This window comes from Streptomyces tropicalis, assembly GCF_029269835.1.
GTDB classification, from domain to species: Bacteria; Actinomycetota; Actinomycetes; order Streptomycetales; family Streptomycetaceae; genus Streptomyces; species Streptomyces tropicalis.
The window spans coordinates 60,212-78,883 of sequence record NZ_JARJBB010000017.1 but is presented as its reverse complement, the minus strand read 5'-3'; the positions used below and the strand labels follow the sequence as shown (position 1 = coordinate 78,883).

Sequence of the window (18,672 nt, the reverse complement as noted above, 5' to 3'; positions counted from 1 at the left end):
CCGGGGCGGCCGACTCGGGCGGACGGCTGCCCGCCGGGTCAGGCCTTGCGCGCCCGCGTCGTCTTCTTCGCGGGCGCGGTCTTCTTCGTGGCGCGGGCCGCCTTCTCCGTCGGCGTGCCGTCGGCGGCGGTCCGGGCCGTGACCGTCTTCTTCGCCGGCGTGGCCGCCGCCCTGGTCGCGGTCCGCTTGCGCGGCGCCCGCACCGGCTCGGCGTCGCTGATCCGGTCCGCGCCGAGGATCTCCCGGAGGAACTTGCCGGTGTGGCTGGAGGGGACGCCCGCGACCTCCTCGGGCGTGCCCTCGGCGACCACGAGACCGCCTCCGGCGCCGCCCTCGGGACCCATGTCGACGATCCAGTCGGCCGTCTTGATCACGTCGAGGTTGTGCTCGATGACGATGACCGTGTTGCCCTTGTCGACCAGGCCGGAGAGCACCTTCAGGAGCTTGCTGATGTCCTCGAAGTGCAGACCGGTGGTGGGCTCGTCGAGGACGTAGACCGTGCGGCCGGTGGAGCGGCGCTGCAGCTCGCTGGCCAGTTTGACCCGCTGCGCCTCGCCGCCGGACAGGGTCGTCGCCGACTGGCCGAGCCGGACGTAGCCGAGACCGACGTCCTTGAGCGTCCTCAGGTGGCGGGAGATCGCGGGGACCGCCTCGAAGAACTCGGTGGCCTCCTCGATCGGCATGTTCAGGACGTCGGCGACGGACTTGCCCTTGTAGTGGACTTCCAGGGTCTCCCGGTTGTACCGGGCGCCGTGGCAGACCTCGCACGGGACGTAGACGTCCGGGAGGAAGTTCATCTCGATCTTGATCGTGCCGTCGCCCGCGCAGTTCTCGCAGCGGCCACCCTTGACGTTGAAGGAGAAGCGGCCGGGCAGGTAGCCGCGGACCTTCGCCTCGGTGGTCTCGGCGAACAGCTTGCGGACGTGGTCGAAGACGCCCGTGTACGTCGCCGGGTTCGACCGCGGGGTGCGGCCGATCGGCGACTGGTCGACGTGCACGACCTTGTCGACGAGGTCGTCGCCGTCCACGCGCGTGTGCCGGCCGGGCACGTTGCGCGCGCCGTTCAGCTCGCGGGCCAGGTGGGTGTAGAGGATGTCGTTGACCAGCGTCGACTTGCCGGAGCCGGAGACTCCGGTGACCGCGGTGAACACGCCCAGCGGGAAGGACACGTCGATGTCCTGCAGGTTGTTCTCGCGGGCGCCGTGCACCGTGAGCCGGCGCGACGGGTCGAGCGGGCGCCGGACGTCCGGCAGCGGGATCGCCTTCCGGCCGGAGAGGTACTGGCCGGTCTGCGACTCGGCGTTGGTCAGCAGCTCCTTCAGGGAGCCGCTGTGCACGACCTTGCCGCCGTGCTCGCCCGCGCCGGGGCCGATGTCGACGACCCAGTCGGCGACCTTGATGGTGTCCTCGTCGTGCTCGACGACGATGAGCGTGTTGCCCATGTCGCGGAGCCGGACCAGGGTCTCGATCAGCCGGTGGTTGTCGCGCTGGTGCAGGCCGATGGACGGCTCGTCGAGCACGTACAGCACGCCGACGAGACCGGAGCCGATCTGCGTGGCCAGACGGATGCGCTGGGCCTCGCCGCCGGAGAGGGTGCCTGCCGCGCGGTTCAGCGAGAGGTAGTCGAGGCCGACGTCGACCAGGAAGCGCAGCCGCTCGTTGACCTCCTTGAGGACGCGCTCGGCGATCTTCTTGTCGCGGGCGCTCAGCTTCAGCTCGCCCAGGAAGTCCGCGCAGTCGCTGATCGACATGGCGGAGACCTCCGCGATCGACCTCCCCATGACGGTCACCGCGAGGACGATCGGCTTCAGGCGGGTGCCCTCGCAGGTGGGGCAGGGCACCTCGCGCATGTAGCCCTCGAAGCGCTCCCGGCTGGCGTCGCTCTCCGCCTCGCTGTGCCGGCGCTTGACGAACGGGACGGCGCCCTCGAAGGGCGTGGTGTACACGCGCTCGCGGCCGTAGCGGTTGCGGTAGCGGACCTCGATCTGGGTGCGGTGGCCGTGGAGCAGGGCCTTCTTGGCGCGCTGCGGCAGCCCCGCGAAGGGGATGTCCGTACGGAAGCCGAGCGCGTCGGCCAGTGCGCCGACGAGGCGGCCGAAGTAGTCCTTGGTGTGGCCGTGCGACCACGGGTGGATGGCGCCCTCGTCGAGGCTCTTCTCCGGGTCCGGGACGATCAGCTCGGGGTCGACCTCCATGCGCGTGCCGATGCCGGAGCACTCGGGGCAGGCGCCGAAGGGCGAGTTGAAGGAGAAGGAGCGGGGCTCGAGCTCCTCGAAGGACAGGTCGTCGTACGGGCAGTACAGGTGCTCCGAGTACATGCGCTCGCGCTCGGGGTCGTCCTCGGGGAGGTCCACGAAGTCGAGGACGACCATGCCGCCGGACAGCCCGAGGGCGGTCTCCACGGAGTCGGTGAGGCGGCGCTTGGCGGAGTCCTTCACCGTGAGGCGGTCGACGACCACCTCGATGGTGTGCTTCTCCTGCTTCTTCAGCGTGGGCGGCTGGGACAGCTGGACCGTCTCGCCGTCGACCCGCGCGCGGCTGTAGCCCTTGGTCTGGAGGTCCGCGAAGAGGTCGACGAACTCGCCCTTGCGCTCGCGCACCAGCGGCGACAGCACCTGGAAGCGGCTCCCCTCCGGCAGCTCCAGGACCCGGTCGACGATGGCCTGCGGCGACTGGCGCGAGATCGGCCGGCTGCACTCCGGGCAGTGCGGCTTGCCGATGCGGGCGAAGAGCAGCCGCAGGTAGTCGTAGACCTCGGTGATGGTGCCGACCGTCGAGCGCGGGTTGCGCGAGGTCGACTTCTGGTCGATGGAGACGGCCGGGGAGAGGCCCTCGATGAAGTCGACGTCCGGCTTGTCCATCTGGCCGAGGAACTGCCGGGCGTAGGAGGAGAGCGACTCCACGTAGCGCCGCTGGCCCTCGGCGAAGATCGTGTCGAACGCCAGGGAGGACTTGCCCGAGCCGGACAGGCCCGTGAAGACGATGATCGAGTCCCTGGGCAGGTCGAGCGACACGTTCTTCAGGTTGTGCTCGCGCGCGCCACGGACGATGAGACGGTCGGCCACGCCGGTCCGCACCTTTCTTGAGAGAAGTGACAGGGGCGGGGCCCCCGTCTTCTCCAGACTAGGGGGAGCCACTGACAACGCCGGTCGGATGCCCCGGATGCATAACAATCCCCGGCTCTCCAGCATGCCCGACGCCGCACCCGACCATATAGCACGCACATTCGATTTGCGGGGCCGGTCCGCCACCTTCACCCGAAGGAGTGGCGGGGCTAGGGTCGGGCCCATGACTGATCATGTCCGTGACCTGGTGTCCGTACGCGAAGCGACCGAACGGCTGCTCATCGCAGCGACCGCCCTGGACAACGCCGCCGTGGCCGAGCAGTCACGGCTTCCCGGCTGGACCCGCGGCCACGTCCTCGCCCACCTCGCCCGCAACGCGGACGCGCTCGTGAACGTTTTGGAGGGGCGCCCGATGTACGCCTCCGCCGCGGCCCGGGACGCCGACATCGAGCGGGACGCCCCGCGCGGGCCCGGCGCCCAGCTCGCCGACGTGCGCGAGAGCGCGGCCCGGTTCCAGGCACTGGGCGAGATGCCCGCGGACTGGTCGCGCACGGTGGAACTGCGCAACGGGGTCACCGACGTCGCGGCCCGGGTGCCGTTCCGGCGCTGGGCGGAGGTCGAGCTGCACCACGTGGACCTCGGCGTCGGGTACGAGCTGGAGGACCTCCCGGCCGAGTTCACGGAGCGCGAGATCGCGTTCCTCGCGCAGCGCTTCACCGGCCACCCCGAGGTGCCGCCGACCCGGCTGACGGACGGCACGCGCGCGTGGCGCACGGGCCGGGAGGCGGACGAGGCCGCAGCCACCGTGACGGGCACCCCGGCCGACCTGCTGGGCTGGCTCGCCGGACGCCGCGACGGGGCCGCGCTCAAGACCGAGGGCGGCGCCCTTCCGTCCCTTCCCCCGCTCTAGTGCTGCGACCGGAAAGGTTCACCGGCTCGCGACGCCCGGCACGGCACCTCGCCGCGGTGTCGCCTCACCCGAGTACATCCCGTACGCGGGCGACGCTCCGCCGTGCGATGCTCCCCCACAGCCTGAACGGCGCGGGAACTGCCCCCGGCACCGGACGCCGCGAGCATCCCGACACACCCTTCGGGCCACAGCACTAGGAGGTCCGGGGCGTCGCCCGGGTCGCACCCGCCGAGCGGCGACCGAGGACGGGCTCGGCCAGGAGTCTGGCCGTCGCGCAGAGGGTCTGGCCGTGCCGGGCGAAGAGTTCGTCGCGCGAGCCGAAGCGGCCGAGGTCCGCCAGGACGTGGACCGAGAGGTCGCACGCGGCTCCGCCGGCCGGGCAGGCCGTCGCGCCGTCCCAGTCGACCGCCGTCCTGGACAGCGCCTCGAAGAGCGTCTCCGAGCCGGCGTTGGTGAAGCCGCCACCGCCGCCCGCGCCCAGGTCGTCGAGACCGCCGAAGAGTTCCGAGACCGGCAGCCAGGGCGCGGTGCGGTGACCGGCCGGCGACGGCCCGTCGAGGCGGAACTCCGGCCATGCGAGCACGACGCGGTCCGGGACGATCCGGCGGAGCCGGGGGAAGCGCGGATACCAGAACCTCCCGTCCACCAGCAGGCCGCGCACCCGCGTGGCCACCCCGGACGCCCGCGCGGCGCACTCCAGTACCGCCAGCCGCTGGCTGCACGAGCCGCGGCCGCGGCGCAGCACCTCCGACACGGGCCGCTCGTCCTGGACCGAGTACACCGGCCTCACGGCTTCGGCGATCCACCGGTGAGCGCGGCGCAGGTCCGCGATCCGGTCGGCGGGATCCGCGGTGTCCCCCGGGTCCGCCGGCACGCCGATCCGCCGGAGCGCGGCGGACACGTCCGGATGCCGCCAGTCGAGGATCCGCGTGGGGGCCGTGCTCCCCGCCACCCCCCTGCCGGACGATCCCGTGGCGGCCGTGCGCGTACGGACGCGGCCTCGCTGCGTGAGAAGTGAGCTCGACATGACCGTGGACCTCCCGCCCGGCACCCTTCAGGTGGCCGACGTATCGTGACAGGAAATTTGAACACGTTCAACAAGATGGCCGCACCGGTCCGGCCCGCACGGCCGACCGGACGGGTCCTGGGCGGTGGCGCGGCGCCCTGACACAACTGCGCGGCCGGGCAACGGCGATAGGCTGACGCTCATGACGTACAGCGGAGAGGTGACGGTCGGCGGCCCGGCGGACGTGCACGAACTCAAGGACCTGATGATCACCAAGATCGCGGTCGGCCCGATGGACAACAACGCCTATCTGCTGCGCTGCCGGGCCACGGACGAGCAGATGCTGATCGACGCGGCCGCCGACGCGCGGACCCTGCTCGGCATGATCGGTGACGACGGGATCGCCTCCGTCGTCACGACCCACCGCCACGCCGACCACTGGCAGGCGCTCGCCGAGGTCGTGGCCGCCACGGGGGCGCGCACCCTGGCCGGCCGCGAGGACGCCGAGGGCATCCCGGTGCCCACCGATGTCCCGCTCGCCGACGGCGACACCGTGCGGGTGGGGCAGGTCGACCTCACCGCACGTCACCTGGTCGGCCACACCCCGGGGTCGATCGCCCTGGTCTACGACGACCCGCACGGGCATCCGCACGTCTTCACCGGCGACTGCCTCTTCCCGGGCGGCGTGGGCAACACCCACAAGGACCCGAAGGCGTTCGCCAGCCTGATCCACGACGTCGAGACGAAGATCTTCGATCCGCTCCCGGACGAGACCTGGGTCTACCCGGGACACGGCAACGACACCACGCTGGGCGCCGAGCGCCCGCATCTTGCCGAGTGGCGCACGCGCGGGTGGTGACGCGGCACGCCGGTCCGCACGCCACCCAGCGCGCACACCCCGTGTGAAGTGCTCGCTCGCGCCGGTGGGTGCACGCACGCTCCCGGCGTGCGCCGCGGCGCAGTCCACTGGTCCGGCAGCCCCGCACAGGACGGACGACTCCTGCGCGGCACGGGCCGCCGGTCTTCCCCCGCCCTCGACCGGCGGCCCCGGCGCGTGTCGCCCGAGGCGGTGACGGCACGTCAGCTCAGCCTCTTCGACACCGCCGGGCTCCGGGGAGGGGTCGTGTCAGGTCTGCGCGGCCACCGCGCCCGCGAGCGCCGCGACCCGCTCGACCGCGAACGCGTACCCCTGCACCCCGCATCCGGCGATGACGCCGTCGGCCCGTCGGGAGACGTACGAGTGGTGCCGGAACTCCTCGCGCCGGTGGATGTTGGAGATGTGGACCTCGACCACCGGCAGGCCGTCGCAGGCGCTGAGCGCGTCCAGGATCGCGACGGACGTGTGGGAGTAGGCGGCCGGGTTGATGACGATGCCCGCGTGGTGCAGCCGCGCCTCCTGGATCCAGTCCACCAGCTCGCCCTCGTGGTTGGACTGCCGGAAGTCGACCGTGCCGCCGTGCGCCGCGGCCGCCCGCACGCACAGCGCCTCGACGTCGGCGAGCGTGTCGGAGCCGTAGATCTCCGGCTGCCGCTGTCCGAGCAGGTTCAGGTTGGGTCCGTTGAGGATCATGATGGGGGCGTCGGCGAGGCTGGGGGGCACGGTTCCTCCGGTCCGTTCGGGTCTGCCGGCCCTCCGGGGACCGCTGCTCAGCCCCGGTCTATCACGAGGCGCGCCGCGGCCGGCGACCGTGCCGGTCCCGGTCCGCGGCCCGGTCCCGGCGCACGCCCCTCCCTGCACACCGCCCCTCGCGAGCCCTCACGCGCCCCCGTAACCGCATGTCACCGTGGGTAGTTGGTCCGGCATGCAACTTGCACGCACGGTGACGGCGCCGTCCATGCCACGGCTGGCCGCCGCCTCGCTCGCCGGGACCGCGATCGAGTTCTACGACTTCTTCGTGTACGGCACGGCGGCGGCCCTGGTGCTGGGGCCGCTGTTCTTCCCCACCTTCTCGCCGGCGGCGGGCACGCTGGCCGCCTTCGGCACCTTCGCCGTCGGCTTCGCCGCCCGGCCCCTGGGCTCGGTGCTGTTCGGTCACATCGGGGACCGGCACGGGCGGCGTCCGGTGCTCGTGGCCTCACTGCTGCTCACCGGTGCCGCGACGGTCGCGGTGGGCTTCGTGCCGACGTACTCCGCGATCGGCGTGGCCGCGCCGCTGCTGCTGCTTCTGCTGCGCTTCCTTCAGGGGCTGGGGCTGGGCGGCGAGTGGGGCGGGGCGGTGCTGCTGACCGCCGAGCACGCGCCGCCCGGCCGGCGGGCACTGTGGGCGGGCTTCCCGCAGATGGGACCGCCGCTGGGGTTCCTCCTGGCCAACGGGTCCGTGCTGGTGCTGTCGGCGGCCCTGTCCCCGGCGCAGTTCGCCGAGTGGGGCTGGCGGGTGCCCTTCTGGGCGGCGGGCGTCCTCGCCGCGGCCGGGCTGTGGCTGCGCTCGTCGCTCCCGGAGAGTCCCCGGTTCCTGGAGATCGACGTCCCGCCGCGCGTGCCGTTCGTGGACGTGGTGCGGCGGCACCGGCGGCCGGTGCTGCTGACGGCGGGCGCCCTCGCGGTGGGGTATGCGGTGTTCTACACGGTGACCACCTGGTCCCTGGCCTATGCGACGGAGCGCCTCGGCGTGGACCGCACCGTCGTGCTGGGCTGCATCATGGCGGCGGTGGCGGTGACGGGGGCGTGCACACCGGTGATGGCGCTGCTCGGCGACCGCCACGGGCGCCGGACCCTGTGCCTGGCCGGGTGCGCGGCGACCGCACTGTGGATGTTCCCGATGGTGGCCCTGCTGGCGACCGGGACGCCGCCGCTGATGTTCCTCGGCTTCCTCGGGGCACTGCTGGCGTTCATCACGATGTTCGCCGTGATCGCCGCGTACCTGCCGGAGCTGTTCGAGCCCCAGGTGCGCTGCACGGGCGCCGCCGTGGGCTACAACCTGGGCGGGGTGCTCGGCGGCGCCGTCACTCCGATCGTGGCGACGGCGCTCGCCGACCGGGGAGGACACGTGCCCTGGGGCGTCGCCGCCTATCTCACGGTGCTCGCACTGCTCGGCCTGGGATGTTTCGCCCTGCTGCCGGAGACCCGCCCCGCGGCGGGCGCGGCGGACGCAGCGGGCGTCCCGGACACGCCGGACGCCCCGGAGGCCCCGGAGGTGCCCACGGCCGGCCCGTGCCGCGCGGACGGCCGTGCCGGCGACCGACCGGACGGTCCGGGCGCGGCGACCGGGCCTACGGGCTGATCGCCAGTTCCAGGTAGGCGGCGAAGATCACCAGGTGCACGCCTCCCTGGAGCGGGGTGGCCCGCCCGGGCACCACCGTGAGGGAGGCGACCACCACGGTGAGGGCGAGCAGGACCATGTGGGTGGCACTGAGGCCGAGCACGAGCGGTCCGGAAAGCCATACGGACGCCAGTGCGACGGCCGGGATGGTGAGGCCGATGCTGGCCATGGCGGAGCCGAGCGCCAGGTTGAGGCTGGTCTGCACCCGGTCGCGCCGGGCGGACCGCAGCGCGGCGATGGTCTCGGGCAGCAGCACCAGGAGCGCGATGATCACGCCGACGACGGCCTGGTGCAGCCCCGCCGCCGCGACCCCGGACTCGATCGTGGGCGACACGCCCTTGGCCAGTCCGACCACGCCGACCAGGGCCAGGCCCAGCAGTCCCAGGCTGATCCACGCGGTGCGGGCGGAGGGCGCGAGCGCGTGGTCGTCCGAGGCGATCACCTCGCCCTGCCGGGTGATCGGCAGGAAGTAGTCGCGGTGCCGCACCGTCTGGGTGGCCACGAACAGGCCGTACAGGATCAGCGAGGACAGGGCCGCGAAGGCGAGCTGGACCCCGGAGAACTCCGGGCCGGGCTTGCTGGTGGTGAAGGTCGGCAGGACCAGGCTGAGCGTGGCCAGGGTCGCCACCGTGGCGAGCGCGGCCCCGGTGCCCTCGGCGTTGAAGACGGCCGTGCCGTGCCGCAGGGATGCCGCGAGCAGGCACAGTCCGACCACGCCGTTGCAGGTGATCATCACGGCGGCGAAGACCGTGTCCCGGGCCAGGGTGGCGCTCTTGTCGCCCCCGTCGGCCATCAGGGTGACGATGAGGGCGACCTCGATGACGGTGACGGCGACGGCGAGCACCAGGGATCCGAAGGGCTCGCCGACCCGGTGGGCCACCACCTCCGCGTGGTGCACGGCGGCGAGGACCGCGCCGGCCAGGACGAGCGTCACCACGACGACGACCGCGACGGGCAGCGCCCGTCCCCAGGTGAGGACCAGCAGGACGATCGCGAGCACCGGTACGACGGCCGTCCACTGCCCCGTCCAATTCGCGAGCCGCGCGATCATGCTGCGATCGTTGCAGAGGCCCCCGGCCACCGCATTCCCGTCGGCTTCCGGGGGCACCGCACCGGCGCCGCCGGGGCGCGGGGGTCCGTGCGCGCCGGGGGCACGTCCCTGTGTCCGCGCGGCCGGGTCACACATCGACGTGGTCCTCCGGTGTGCGGCGGCTTCCTTCCTGCACCTCCTCGCGCCCGGCCTGCTTCCTGGAGGCCATCAGGCTGGTGACGGTGGTCACGACCAGGACGGCGCAGATGACGCCGAGCGAGACGGGGATGCTGATCTCCGGGACGTGGACCCCGGACTCGTGGAGCGCGTGCAGCACCAGCTTGACGCCGATGAAGCCAAGGATCACGGACAGCCCGTACGACAGGTGGACCAGCCTCTTGAGCAGGCCGCCGATGAGGAAGTACAGCTGCCGCAGGCCCATCAGGGCGAAGGCGTTGGCGGTGAAGACGATGTACGGGTCCTGGGTCAGGCCGAAGATCGCGGGGATCGAGTCGAGGGCGAAGAGGACATCGGTGGTGCCGATCGCGAGCATCACGACCAGCATCGGCGTCATGACCCGCTTGCCGTTCTCCCGGATCCAGAGGCTGGTGCCGTGGTACCGGTCGGCGACGCCGAAGCGGCGCTCGGCCGCCCTCAGCAGCCTGTTCTCCTCGTACTCCTCGTCGTGCTCCTCGGCTCTGGCCTCCTGGACGAGCTTCCAGGCGGTCCAGACGAGGAACGCGCCGAACAGGTAGAACACCCAGGAGAAGCTCGCGATGATCGCGGCGCCCGCGGCGATGAACACGGCCCGCAGCACCAGGGCTATGAGGACGCCGATCAGCAGCACCCGCTGCTGGTACTTCGTGGGCACCGCGAACTTCGCCATGATCAGGACGAAGACGAAGAGGTTGTCGACGCTCAGCGATTTCTCGGTGATGAATCCGGCGAAGAACTCGCCGGCGGGCCGCCCGCCGGCGTGGAGGAACAGGCCGAGCCCGAAGAGGCCGGCCAGGGCGATCCAGACGGCGGTCCAGATGCCGGCCTCCTTGACCGACACCTCATGGGGCTTGCGTCCGATGAGGAAGTCGACCGCGATCAGGGCGGCAAGGCCCACGATGGTCAGGACCCACAGGGTCGGTGATACGTCCACTGCGCCTCCGGCAGGTGCGTCACGGCATGAATGTCAGCGTCGTCGCTGCCGGAGGTCTCTTCCACCCGTCGGTCCCGGCGCGGGCGATGCGCGCGGTCTCGCGGGCCGGCGTCCCGGGATCCGACCGGATCCGTACTGACGGGAACGCCGCAGCCGATAGGGAGTACTCCCCTCCGTGCGCTCCACTGTACGCGAATCACCAAGGAAAGGTAAAGAAGAAGGCAAAGAAAAGATCAAAGCTGCTGGTGAAGCGCTTTTACTTTTCCTTGACGGTGGAGTGGGTGCGGGTCATGTGCCGGTCACCGGCTGCCGTGGCGACGGGCCTTCGCGAGCCGGGAGAGCACCAGGTGGAGCACCGCGCTGCCCGGCGGCACCAGGGACGGCTCGTAGGTCCAGGCGTGCCCGACCCAGGGGTCGGCGAGATGGTCGTCGGGCAGCGGGGTGAGGCGCAGCAGCGCCCGCCACAGCGGGTCGAGCAGCGGACCGTACGCGGACGCGTCCTCCCGGGCCGCGACGAGCATCAGATGGACGCCCGCGGCCGGCCCCTCGTCGGCGAGGTAGCGCAGGCGGGTGACGGCGCGGTCGTCGAAGCCGTGCGGGAAGCCGTTGACGATCAGCAGTTGACGGGATGCGCCGAGGCCGGCCGGAAGCGCGTCGGGAGCGCCGCCGCGCACGGCCATCTGGACCAGGTCGACCCGCTCGGTGAGCCGACTCAGCACCTCCGTGACTCCGGCGGCGCCGAGTGCGGGCGGTCCTGTCAGGACGCCCGCCTGCACCAGCGGGACGAGCGCCTGCGCCGCCGATCCGGCCGGGTCCACCACGTGCACGTCGAACTCGCCTGCGGGGTGGATCGCCAGCAGCCGGGCCGCGACGGCCACCGCCACGTCGACGGCCCGCCGTCGCGTCCCTGCGTCGTCCGCCGCGGAGTCGGCGTCCGTCGCCGACGGGCCGCTGTCGATCCACAGGCCGCGCTCCAGCGGCAGCCGGATGAGCAGCGGGATCCGCAGGGACGGGCTTTCCGGCAGGTGCAGGTCGCCGAGCCGGACGGCCATGGGCGTCTGCGTCGGCACGCGGTACCCGTGCCAGACGGGGTAGTCCCAGCGGGCGTAGGCCGGCGGCAGGGCCGGTTCGACGACCTCGGACTCCGCCGCCAGCTGGGCCAGGTCACGGTCGAAGACCTCCCCGGCCCGGTCCACGAGTTCGGCGTGGCGGGCGCGGACGGCATCCCGGGCGGCGTCGCCGGCGCCGTCGATGCGGTTGCGGGGGTCGGACAGGACCTGGTCGAGCTCCTGGTCACGGCGATCGTCGGCGAAGTCGACCGCGCTGCGGTAGGCGGCGGTGGTGCGGGCCAGGTCCTCGAACATGCCCCGGACCTGGTTGTAGAGGCGCTCCTCCATGCTCCAGCCCGTGGCATCGCCCGCGACGGGCTGCGCCGGCTGTCCGGACGGGGCCGGAGGTGCCGCGGGCCGCCGGCTGGGGTGGGTGCAGTCGACCGGCCCCGCCCCTGACGCCCGCGGCCGGGCGGCCGGGGGCTGCCCCGGTGCCGGGGCGGATGCCTCGGGTTCCGGGGGCGACGGGGCGGGGGACGCGGCGGGCACGGGCGCCGACGGGGTGGCGGAGGAGCCGGACGTCCCCCGAGTGTCGTCCGGGTCCGGAGGCCGGGACGTCCCGGTGTCCGAGGGGGGCTTCGGGTGCGCCGGACGGCCGTGCCCGGCGGTGGTACGCCCCGCGTCGGCGGACGCGGGCCGCGCCGTGCCGGGGCCGTGCGCCGTCGCCGCGTCGCCGTGACCCGCGCCGCTGGGTGCGGTGGCCGGTCGTGCGGAGCGCCGGTCCTCGGCCGGCGGCCGGGCGGGTGCCGGAGCGGCACGGGTCGCGTCCGGGGACGCCGCCGCCTCGACGGCGGTCGCCAGCGCGGCGGCTCCGGGCAGGCCCTGGTCGGTGAGGAGCGCGGCGAGTCCGCCCGCGTATCCCTGGCCGACGGCACGCACCTTCCATGTTCCCTGGCGGCGGTAGAACTCCAGGGCGACCACGGCCGCTTCGCTGTCCAGGCCGGTGACGGTGTAGCCGGCCAGTTCGGTGCCGTCGGGACGGCTCACCGCGACGCGGGGGGCGGCGACCGCGCCGAAGCGGGCCGGGTGCGCACCGCCGGCGGGCAGAACGAGCAGCACGCTGACCCGGTGCACGCTCTCGTGCACGGCCTCCAGGTCGACGGTGAGCAGGTGGTCGGCGGCCGCCTGCCGGGTGACCTCGACCCCGGGGAGGACGGGGGCACCGGGGTGGGCCACGCACTCGGGCAGGTGCGCCCTGCCCCGGTCGTCTCCGAGTGAGACCGCGGCGACGACCGGTGTACCGGCCGAGACCCGGATGCCGAGGCGGACCTCGGGGAGCGGATGGTTCTGCCCCCGTACCAGCTCGGCCGTCATCGCCCTCGCCCCCCTGTGTCGTTGTCGTGGACCGCGCTCCGGCGGGCCGTGATGCCTACAGGTGCGGCTGGATCGCCGGCATCAGGTCCTGGAAGGTGCGGCCGTTGGCGGGGGCACCGATGGCCGTCATCGTCCAGCCGGCGCCCGCGCGGTGCACCTTCGCCATGATCTGGGCGGTGTAGTCGCCGCCGCCGGCGAGGGTGTAGCGGGCGAGTTCCTGGCCGTTGGACTCGTCGACCAGGCGGCAGAACGCGTTCTGCACCTCCTGGAAGGTCTGGCCGGTGAAGGAGTTCACGGTGAAGACGATCCGGTCGATGTGGACCGGGACGCGCTCGAGGTCGACGAGGATGGCCTCGTCGTCGCCGCCCTGGCCCGCACCGCCGACCAGGTTGTCACCGGTGTGGCGCACGGAGCCGTCGTCGCTGACCAGGTGGCGGAAGAACACGACGTCCACCGGCTGCTGGCCGGCGAAGAGCACCGCGGACGCGTCGAGGTCGATCTCACGGGTGCGGGAGCCGAACAGACCGCGGCGCGGGGCTGCCTGCCAGCCGAGACCCATGCGGACCGCGCTCAGGCTGCCCCCGTCGTTCTTCTGCAGACTGATGGCCTGACCCTTGGTCAAGTTGACGGTCACGGCTGATTCCCCTCTCGGACTACTCCCCTGTTGCCGCGGAGTCCGCGGTTGATCAGAACCCTACGCAGGAGCACGGACCGGCCCGCACTCCGGTCCGCACTTTGTGTCGGTCTTGCAACACGGGGCGGGCGGGCCGGTGCGCCCGGCCGCGACCGCCGCGCACCGGTCAGGACAGCCCGGCCTCCCGCATCTGGCGCAGCTCCTTCTTCATCTCGGAGACCTCGTCGCGGATCCGGGCGGCCACCTCGAACTGCAGGTCGGCGGCGGCGGCCCGCATCCGCTCCGTCATGTCCTCGATCTGCTCGGCGAGCTGGGCCGCGGGACGGTCGGTCGGCGCCGTCTCCTTCGCCCTGCCCTTCGCGGACTTGGCGGACTTCGGGGCCTGCTGCGCGCCCATGGCCGCCCTGTCGCCGAGCGCGGGCACCGGCGTCCTGGCACCCTTGCCGTCGCGTGACTGGCGGTAGCCGCTGCCGAGGAGCTGCTCGGTGTCGACCTCCTCGCGGGCGATCTGCGCCACGATGTCGTTGATCTTCTTGCGCAGCGGCTGCGGGTCGATGCCGTGCGCGGTGTTGTACGCGACCTGCTTCTCCCGGCGGCGGTTGGTCTCGTCGATGGCCTTCTCCATCGCCGGGGTGATCTTGTCGGCGTACATGTGGACCTGGCCGGAGACGTTGCGCGCCGCGCGGCCGATGGTCTGGATGAGGGAGGTGCCCGAGCGCAGGAAGCCCTCCTTGTCGGCGTCGAGGATGGCCACGAGGGACACCTCGGGCAGGTCCAGGCCCTCCCGCAGGAGGTTGATGCCGACGAGGACGTCGTACTCGCCGCTGCGCAGCTCCCGCAGCAGCTCGATGCGGCGGAGCGTGTCGACGTCGCTGTGCAGGTAGCGCACCTGGATGCCGAGTTCGACGAAGTAGTCCGTGAGGTCCTCGGCCATCTTCTTCGTCAGGGTGGTGACCAGGACGCGCTCGTCCCGCTCGGTGCGGGTGCGGATCTCGTGGACCAGGTCGTCGATCTGGCCCTCGGTGGGCTTGACGACCACCTCGGGGTCGACGAGGCCGGTGGGGCGGATGATCTGCTCGACCTGGCCGTCGGAGCGGGACAGCTCGTACGGGCCCGGGGTGGCAGACAGGTACACCGTCTGCCCGATGCGCTGCTGGAACTCCTCCCACTTCAGGGGGCGGTTGTCGAGGGCGGAGGGCAGCCGGAAGCCGTGGTCGACGAGGGTGCGCTTGCGGGAGGCGTCCCCCTCGTACATCGCGCCGATCTGCGGCACGGTGACATGGGACTCGTCGACGACCAGCAGGAAGTCGTCCGGGAAGTAGTCGAGCAGGGTGTTGGGCGCGGTGCCGGGGGCGCGGTCGTCGAAGTGCATCGAGTAGTTCTCCACGCCGGAGCAGGTGCCGATCTGGCGGAGCATCTCGATGTCGTAGCTGGTGCGCATCCGCAGCCGCTGGGCCTCCAGGAGCTTGCCCTGCTTCTCCAGCTCGGTCAGGCGCTCGGCCAGCTCCTTCTCGATGCCGTTGACGGCACGCTCCATGCGCTCCGGGCCGGCGATGTAGTGCGAGGCGGGGAACACGTAGAGCTGCTCGTCGTCGCTGATGATCTCGCCGGTGAGCGGGTGCAGTGTGGACAGCGCCTCGATCTCGTCGCCGAACATCTCGATGCGGACCGCGAGCTCCTCGTAGACCGGGAAGATCTCGATGGTGTCGCCGCGGACCCGGAAGGTGCCGCGGGTGAAGGCCATGTCGTTGCGCGTGTACTGGATGTCCACGAAGCGGCGCAGCAGCTCGTCCCGGTCGAGCTCGTCGCCGACCTTCAGGGGGACCATGCGGTCCACGTACTCCTGGGGCGTGCCGAGACCGTAGATGCAGGAGACCGAGGCGACCACGACGACGTCACGGCGGGTGAGCAGCGAGTTCGTCGCGGAGTGGCGCAGGCGCTCGACCTCCTCGTTGATCGAGGAGTCCTTCTCGATGTAGGTGTCCGACTGCGGGACGTAGGCCTCGGGCTGGTAGTAGTCGTAGTAGGAGACGAAGTACTCGACCGCGTTGTTCGGGAGGAGCTCGCGGAACTCGTTGGCCAGCTGTGCGGCCAGTGTCTTGTTCGGCGCCATGACGAGCGTGGGGCGCTGGAGCTTCTCGATCATCCACGCGGTGGTGGCGGACTTGCCGGTGCCCGTGGCTCCGAGCAGGACGACGTCCTTCTCGCCCGCCTCGACGCGCCGGGCGAGCTCGGTGATCGCCTGAGGCTGGTCACCGCTGGGCTGGTAGGGACTGACGACCTCGAAGGGCGCCACCGTGCGTTCGATGTGAGAAACGGGCCGCATGCCATCCACCGTACGACCCCCCACTGACAGTGGGCCGCGATCAGAGGTTTCGGTAGCCGACGGACCCTTGGTGGTCCAGGGCGCGCGCCGGACGGGCCAGGGTGCGCCGGGTCTGGTGCGGCACCAGCGCGCGGGCCGGCACGCCCGGCTTCTCCTCGGCGGGAGCCCAGTCGCGCCTGCCCACGACCACCAGCGGGTCGAAGATCACGACGACGCCGGCGAGGAGCAGGAACGCGAGCGGTCCGATCAGCATGGGCGCGAGCAGCACGGCCGGCGAGTCGCCCGAGCCGGCGTCGCCGGTGCCGTGCAGGTGCACGCTGAGCGCCGCCATCCCCGTGTAGTGCATGCCGCACACGGCGAGGCCCATCACGAAGGTGGCGCCCACGCTCCACAGGAACCCGCGGACCTGTCCCGCCGCCCACAGGGCCGCGGTCGCGGCGACCACGCCGATCACCACGGAGGCGGCGACCGTGGGCAGGTCGTACGAGAACCAGCCGTCGAAGTGCATCCCCGCCATGCCCAGGTAGTGCATCGAGGCGACACCCAGACCGGTGATGGCGCCGCCGGTGAACAGCGGGTAACCCTTCGCACCTTTGTAGCCCACGATGAAGATCCCGGCGCCGACCATGACGATGGCGAGGGCCAGACTCGCGTACGTCGTGGTCCGGTCGTAGCCGATCGGTGCCTGTGCGATCTCGAATCCGGTCATGGCGATGAAGTGGCAGGTCCAGATGCCGGATCCGATCGCGGCGGAGGCGAGGGCGAGCCAGCCGGGCCGCCAGGAGTGCGCGACGACCAGGGCCCGGGTGGTGCACCGCAGACCGAGCGCGCCGCCCAGACAGGCCATCAGAAAGGCCACCAGCGGGGTGACGAGTCCGTAGCTGAATCCGTCGACCGTGCCCTGCATGCGCGGCAGCCCTTCACCCTCTTGCGTCCCGGAACGTCGCGATACACCACCCCACTCGGGACCGTCGCGGGCGGTCGGGGTGACGCTGAGAGTATGACCCCCACCGGAATGGTCGAACGATTTTCCGGCAAAGAAACACGGCCTTGCCGCAGTTGTGCGGCACCCGTGTACGGGCCGGGGCAACTCCATTCAATCTGTGGCCATCCTGCACGCACCCCGCGTTGACTCTCTGCTGTCAGTCTGGTGCTGTACGTAATCGACTGACGCGAGGAGACCGCATGCACGCGCGTGCAGTTGCCGCCACGACCACCGCGCTCCTGGGGGCGAGCCTGGTCTGCCCCACCTCCCCCGCCGAGGCCGCCGCCCACGCGCGGCCCGTGATCGTCGCCCACCGGGGCGCCTCCGCCTACGCACCCGAGAACACCCTGCCCGCCATCGACCGGGCGGCCGCACTGGGCATCCCCTGGGTCGAGAACGACGTGCAGCGCACCAAGGACGGCCGGCTCGTCGTCCTCCACGACGACAGCCTGGCGCGGACGACCGATGTCGAGCAGGTCTTCCCGGGCCGGGCCCCGTGGAAGGTGAAGGACTTCACCGCGGCGGAGATCGCCCGCCTGGACGCGGGCAGCTGGTTCTCCCCCCGGTACCGGGGCACGCGCGTGCCGACGCTGGCCCAGTACATGCGCCGGGTGGAGCACAACCACGAGAAGCTGCTCCTGGAGGTGAAGAACCCGCAGCTCTACCCGGGCATCGAGCGGCAGATCCTCAGGCTCCTCGCCAACGAGGGCTGGCTCGACCGCCGGCACCTGGCGGACCGGCTGATCGTGCAGAGCTTCAGCGCCGACAGCGTGCGGATCGTGCACGCGCTCGACCCGGCGGTGCCGACGGCCCTCCTCGGCCGGCCCGCGGCGGCGGACCTGCGCCGGTACGCGACGTTCGTGGACATGGTCAACCCGCCCTGGGGCACGCTCTCGGCCGACTACGTGGGGACCGTCCACTCCGTCCTCGGAGCGCACCACCGGCCGCTGCGGGTCTTCGCCTGGACCGTCGACCGGGCCGCCGACGCCCGGAAGGTGGCCGGCTACGGCGTCGACGGGATCATCACCAACCGGCCCGACGTGGTGCGCGACGCACTGAACTCGGTCTGACTCCGCCACTGACAGCGCCCGGGGCGGGACCGCGCCCCGGGCGCTGTCAGTGGCGGGCCGTACCGTGGTCGCATGGACAGCGAAAGTCAGGACGAGCGGCGGGTCGTGTGGGCCGTCGTCAGCACCGGCATCGGTCCGCTGCTGCTGGCGGCGACGGACCACGGGCTGGTCAACGTGGTGTTCCACGCCGAGGACGCGGTGCGTGACCAGGCGCTCTCCCGGCTGGCGTCCCGGCTGGGCACCGACCCCGTCGAAGCGCCCGGCTCCCCGCTGCTGGCGGAGGCGGTACGCCAGCTCGACGCCTATTTCGCGGGCGAGCTGCACGCGTTCGACCTGCCGCTGGACTGGTCCCTGATCTCAGGGTTCAACCGGCAGGTGCTCCGCGCCCTGGAGTCGGACGTGCCGTACGGCGCCGTGGTCGGGTACGGGGACCTCGCCGACCGGGTCGGACAGCCCGGTGCGGCGCAGGCGGTGGGGGCGGCGATGGGCGCCAACCCGCTCCCGGTGGTGGTGCCGTGCCACCGGGTCGTCGAGCGCGACGGGGGGATCGGCGGATTCGGCGGTGGCCTGGAGACCAAGCGGAGACTCCTCGCGCTGGAGGGTGTGCTGCCCGAACCGCTGTTCTGAGCCATGTTCGGCCCGGCCGCTCAGCGCCTCGTCCCGCGCGCCGGGTCCGGAGGGCCTGACGGCACCGCAGGCGCCGGTGGGGTCCGCCCTCCCGGCGCGGACCCCGGACGGGCGGGGACGGCGTCGACGCCGGTGGCCGGCGCGGACACAAGAGGGTTTGACGGGGCGTGCGGGCCGCCAGAGATG

General features: G+C 72.2%; 14 protein-coding genes. 5 read left to right on the top strand and 9 right to left on the bottom strand.

What is annotated here, in order from left to right; all coding sequences use genetic code 11:
- Positions 1 to 38: 38 nt before the first annotated feature.
- A complete protein-coding gene (gene uvrA / locus P3H78_RS25905; RefSeq protein WP_276111567.1) occupies positions 39 to 3,065 on the bottom strand; it encodes an excinuclease ABC subunit UvrA in 3,027 nt (1,008 codons plus the stop codon).
- Positions 3,066 to 3,288: 223 nt separating this feature from the next.
- Between uvrA and P3H78_RS25900 the strand changes: the two genes are divergently transcribed.
- On the top strand, positions 3,289 to 3,975 hold the full coding sequence (locus tag P3H78_RS25900; protein ID WP_276111566.1) for a maleylpyruvate isomerase family mycothiol-dependent enzyme: 687 nt from the start codon (positions 3,289 to 3,291) through the stop codon (positions 3,973 to 3,975).
- A gap of 193 nt (positions 3,976 to 4,168) precedes the next feature.
- On the opposite strand, the gene P3H78_RS25895 is transcribed toward P3H78_RS25900, so the two are convergent.
- A complete protein-coding gene (locus P3H78_RS25895; protein WP_276111565.1) occupies positions 4,169 to 5,002 on the bottom strand; it encodes a transglutaminase domain-containing protein in 834 nt (277 codons plus the stop codon).
- A gap of 181 nt (positions 5,003 to 5,183) precedes the next feature.
- Here P3H78_RS25895 and P3H78_RS25890 point away from each other — a divergent pair, with 181 nt between their 5' ends.
- Positions 5,184 to 5,840, top strand: coding sequence for an MBL fold metallo-hydrolase (locus P3H78_RS25890; protein WP_276111564.1), 657 nt, complete (start codon positions 5,184 to 5,186; stop codon positions 5,838 to 5,840).
- Between the two features lie 267 nt (positions 5,841 to 6,107).
- On the opposite strand, the gene aroQ is transcribed toward P3H78_RS25890, so the two are convergent.
- Positions 6,108 to 6,581, bottom strand: coding sequence for a type II 3-dehydroquinate dehydratase (aroQ, locus tag P3H78_RS25885; RefSeq protein WP_276111563.1), 474 nt, complete (start codon positions 6,579 to 6,581; stop codon positions 6,108 to 6,110).
- Between the two features lie 235 nt (positions 6,582 to 6,816).
- Between aroQ and P3H78_RS25880 the strand changes: the two genes are divergently transcribed.
- On the top strand, positions 6,817 to 8,202 hold the full coding sequence (locus tag P3H78_RS25880) for an MFS transporter (RefSeq protein WP_276111602.1): 1,386 nt from the start codon (positions 6,817 to 6,819) through the stop codon (positions 8,200 to 8,202).
- Here P3H78_RS25880 and P3H78_RS25875 read toward each other — a convergent pair.
- From P3H78_RS25875 to P3H78_RS25850, 6 genes are all read right to left on the bottom strand, one after another.
- Positions 8,192 to 9,292, bottom strand: a complete 1,101-nt coding sequence (locus P3H78_RS25875) for a calcium:cation antiporter (protein ID WP_276111562.1) — start codon at positions 9,290 to 9,292, stop codon at positions 8,192 to 8,194. The genes P3H78_RS25880 and P3H78_RS25875 overlap by 11 nt on opposite strands.
- A 127-nt stretch (positions 9,293 to 9,419) precedes the next feature.
- Positions 9,420 to 10,421, bottom strand: coding sequence for a TerC family protein (locus P3H78_RS25870; RefSeq protein ID WP_276111561.1), 1,002 nt, complete (start codon positions 10,419 to 10,421; stop codon positions 9,420 to 9,422).
- A gap of 299 nt (positions 10,422 to 10,720) precedes the next feature.
- Positions 10,721 to 12,844, bottom strand: a complete 2,124-nt coding sequence (locus P3H78_RS25865; RefSeq protein WP_276111560.1) for a TerD family protein — start codon at positions 12,842 to 12,844, stop codon at positions 10,721 to 10,723.
- Between the two features lie 55 nt (positions 12,845 to 12,899).
- On the bottom strand, positions 12,900 to 13,478 hold the full coding sequence (locus tag P3H78_RS25860; RefSeq protein WP_276111559.1) for a TerD family protein: 579 nt from the start codon (positions 13,476 to 13,478) through the stop codon (positions 12,900 to 12,902).
- Between the two features lie 166 nt (positions 13,479 to 13,644).
- Positions 13,645 to 15,804 (bottom strand): excinuclease ABC subunit UvrB, encoded by a 2,160-nt coding sequence (gene uvrB, locus P3H78_RS25855; protein WP_276111558.1) that lies wholly within the window; start codon positions 15,802 to 15,804, stop codon positions 13,645 to 13,647.
- A 40-nt stretch (positions 15,805 to 15,844) separates the two neighbouring features.
- The gene (locus P3H78_RS25850; RefSeq protein ID WP_276111557.1) at positions 15,845 to 16,711 is read right to left on the bottom strand and encodes an MHYT domain-containing protein; all 867 of its coding nucleotides are present in this window, start codon (positions 16,709 to 16,711) and stop codon (positions 15,845 to 15,847) included.
- 278 nt (positions 16,712 to 16,989) lie between these two features.
- On the opposite strand from P3H78_RS25850, the gene P3H78_RS25845 reads away from it, so the two are divergent.
- Together P3H78_RS25845 and P3H78_RS25840 are read left to right on the top strand one after the other, a co-directional pair.
- Positions 16,990 to 17,859 carry a glycerophosphodiester phosphodiesterase gene (locus P3H78_RS25845; RefSeq protein WP_276111556.1) on the top strand — a complete coding sequence of 290 codons (870 nt, stop codon included), beginning with the start codon at positions 16,990 to 16,992 and terminating at the stop codon, positions 17,857 to 17,859.
- Positions 17,860 to 17,931: 72 nt separating this feature from the next.
- On the top strand, positions 17,932 to 18,486 hold the full coding sequence (locus P3H78_RS25840; protein WP_276111555.1) for a methylated-DNA--[protein]-cysteine S-methyltransferase: 555 nt from the start codon (positions 17,932 to 17,934) through the stop codon (positions 18,484 to 18,486).
- Positions 18,487 to 18,672 lie beyond the last annotated feature (186 nt).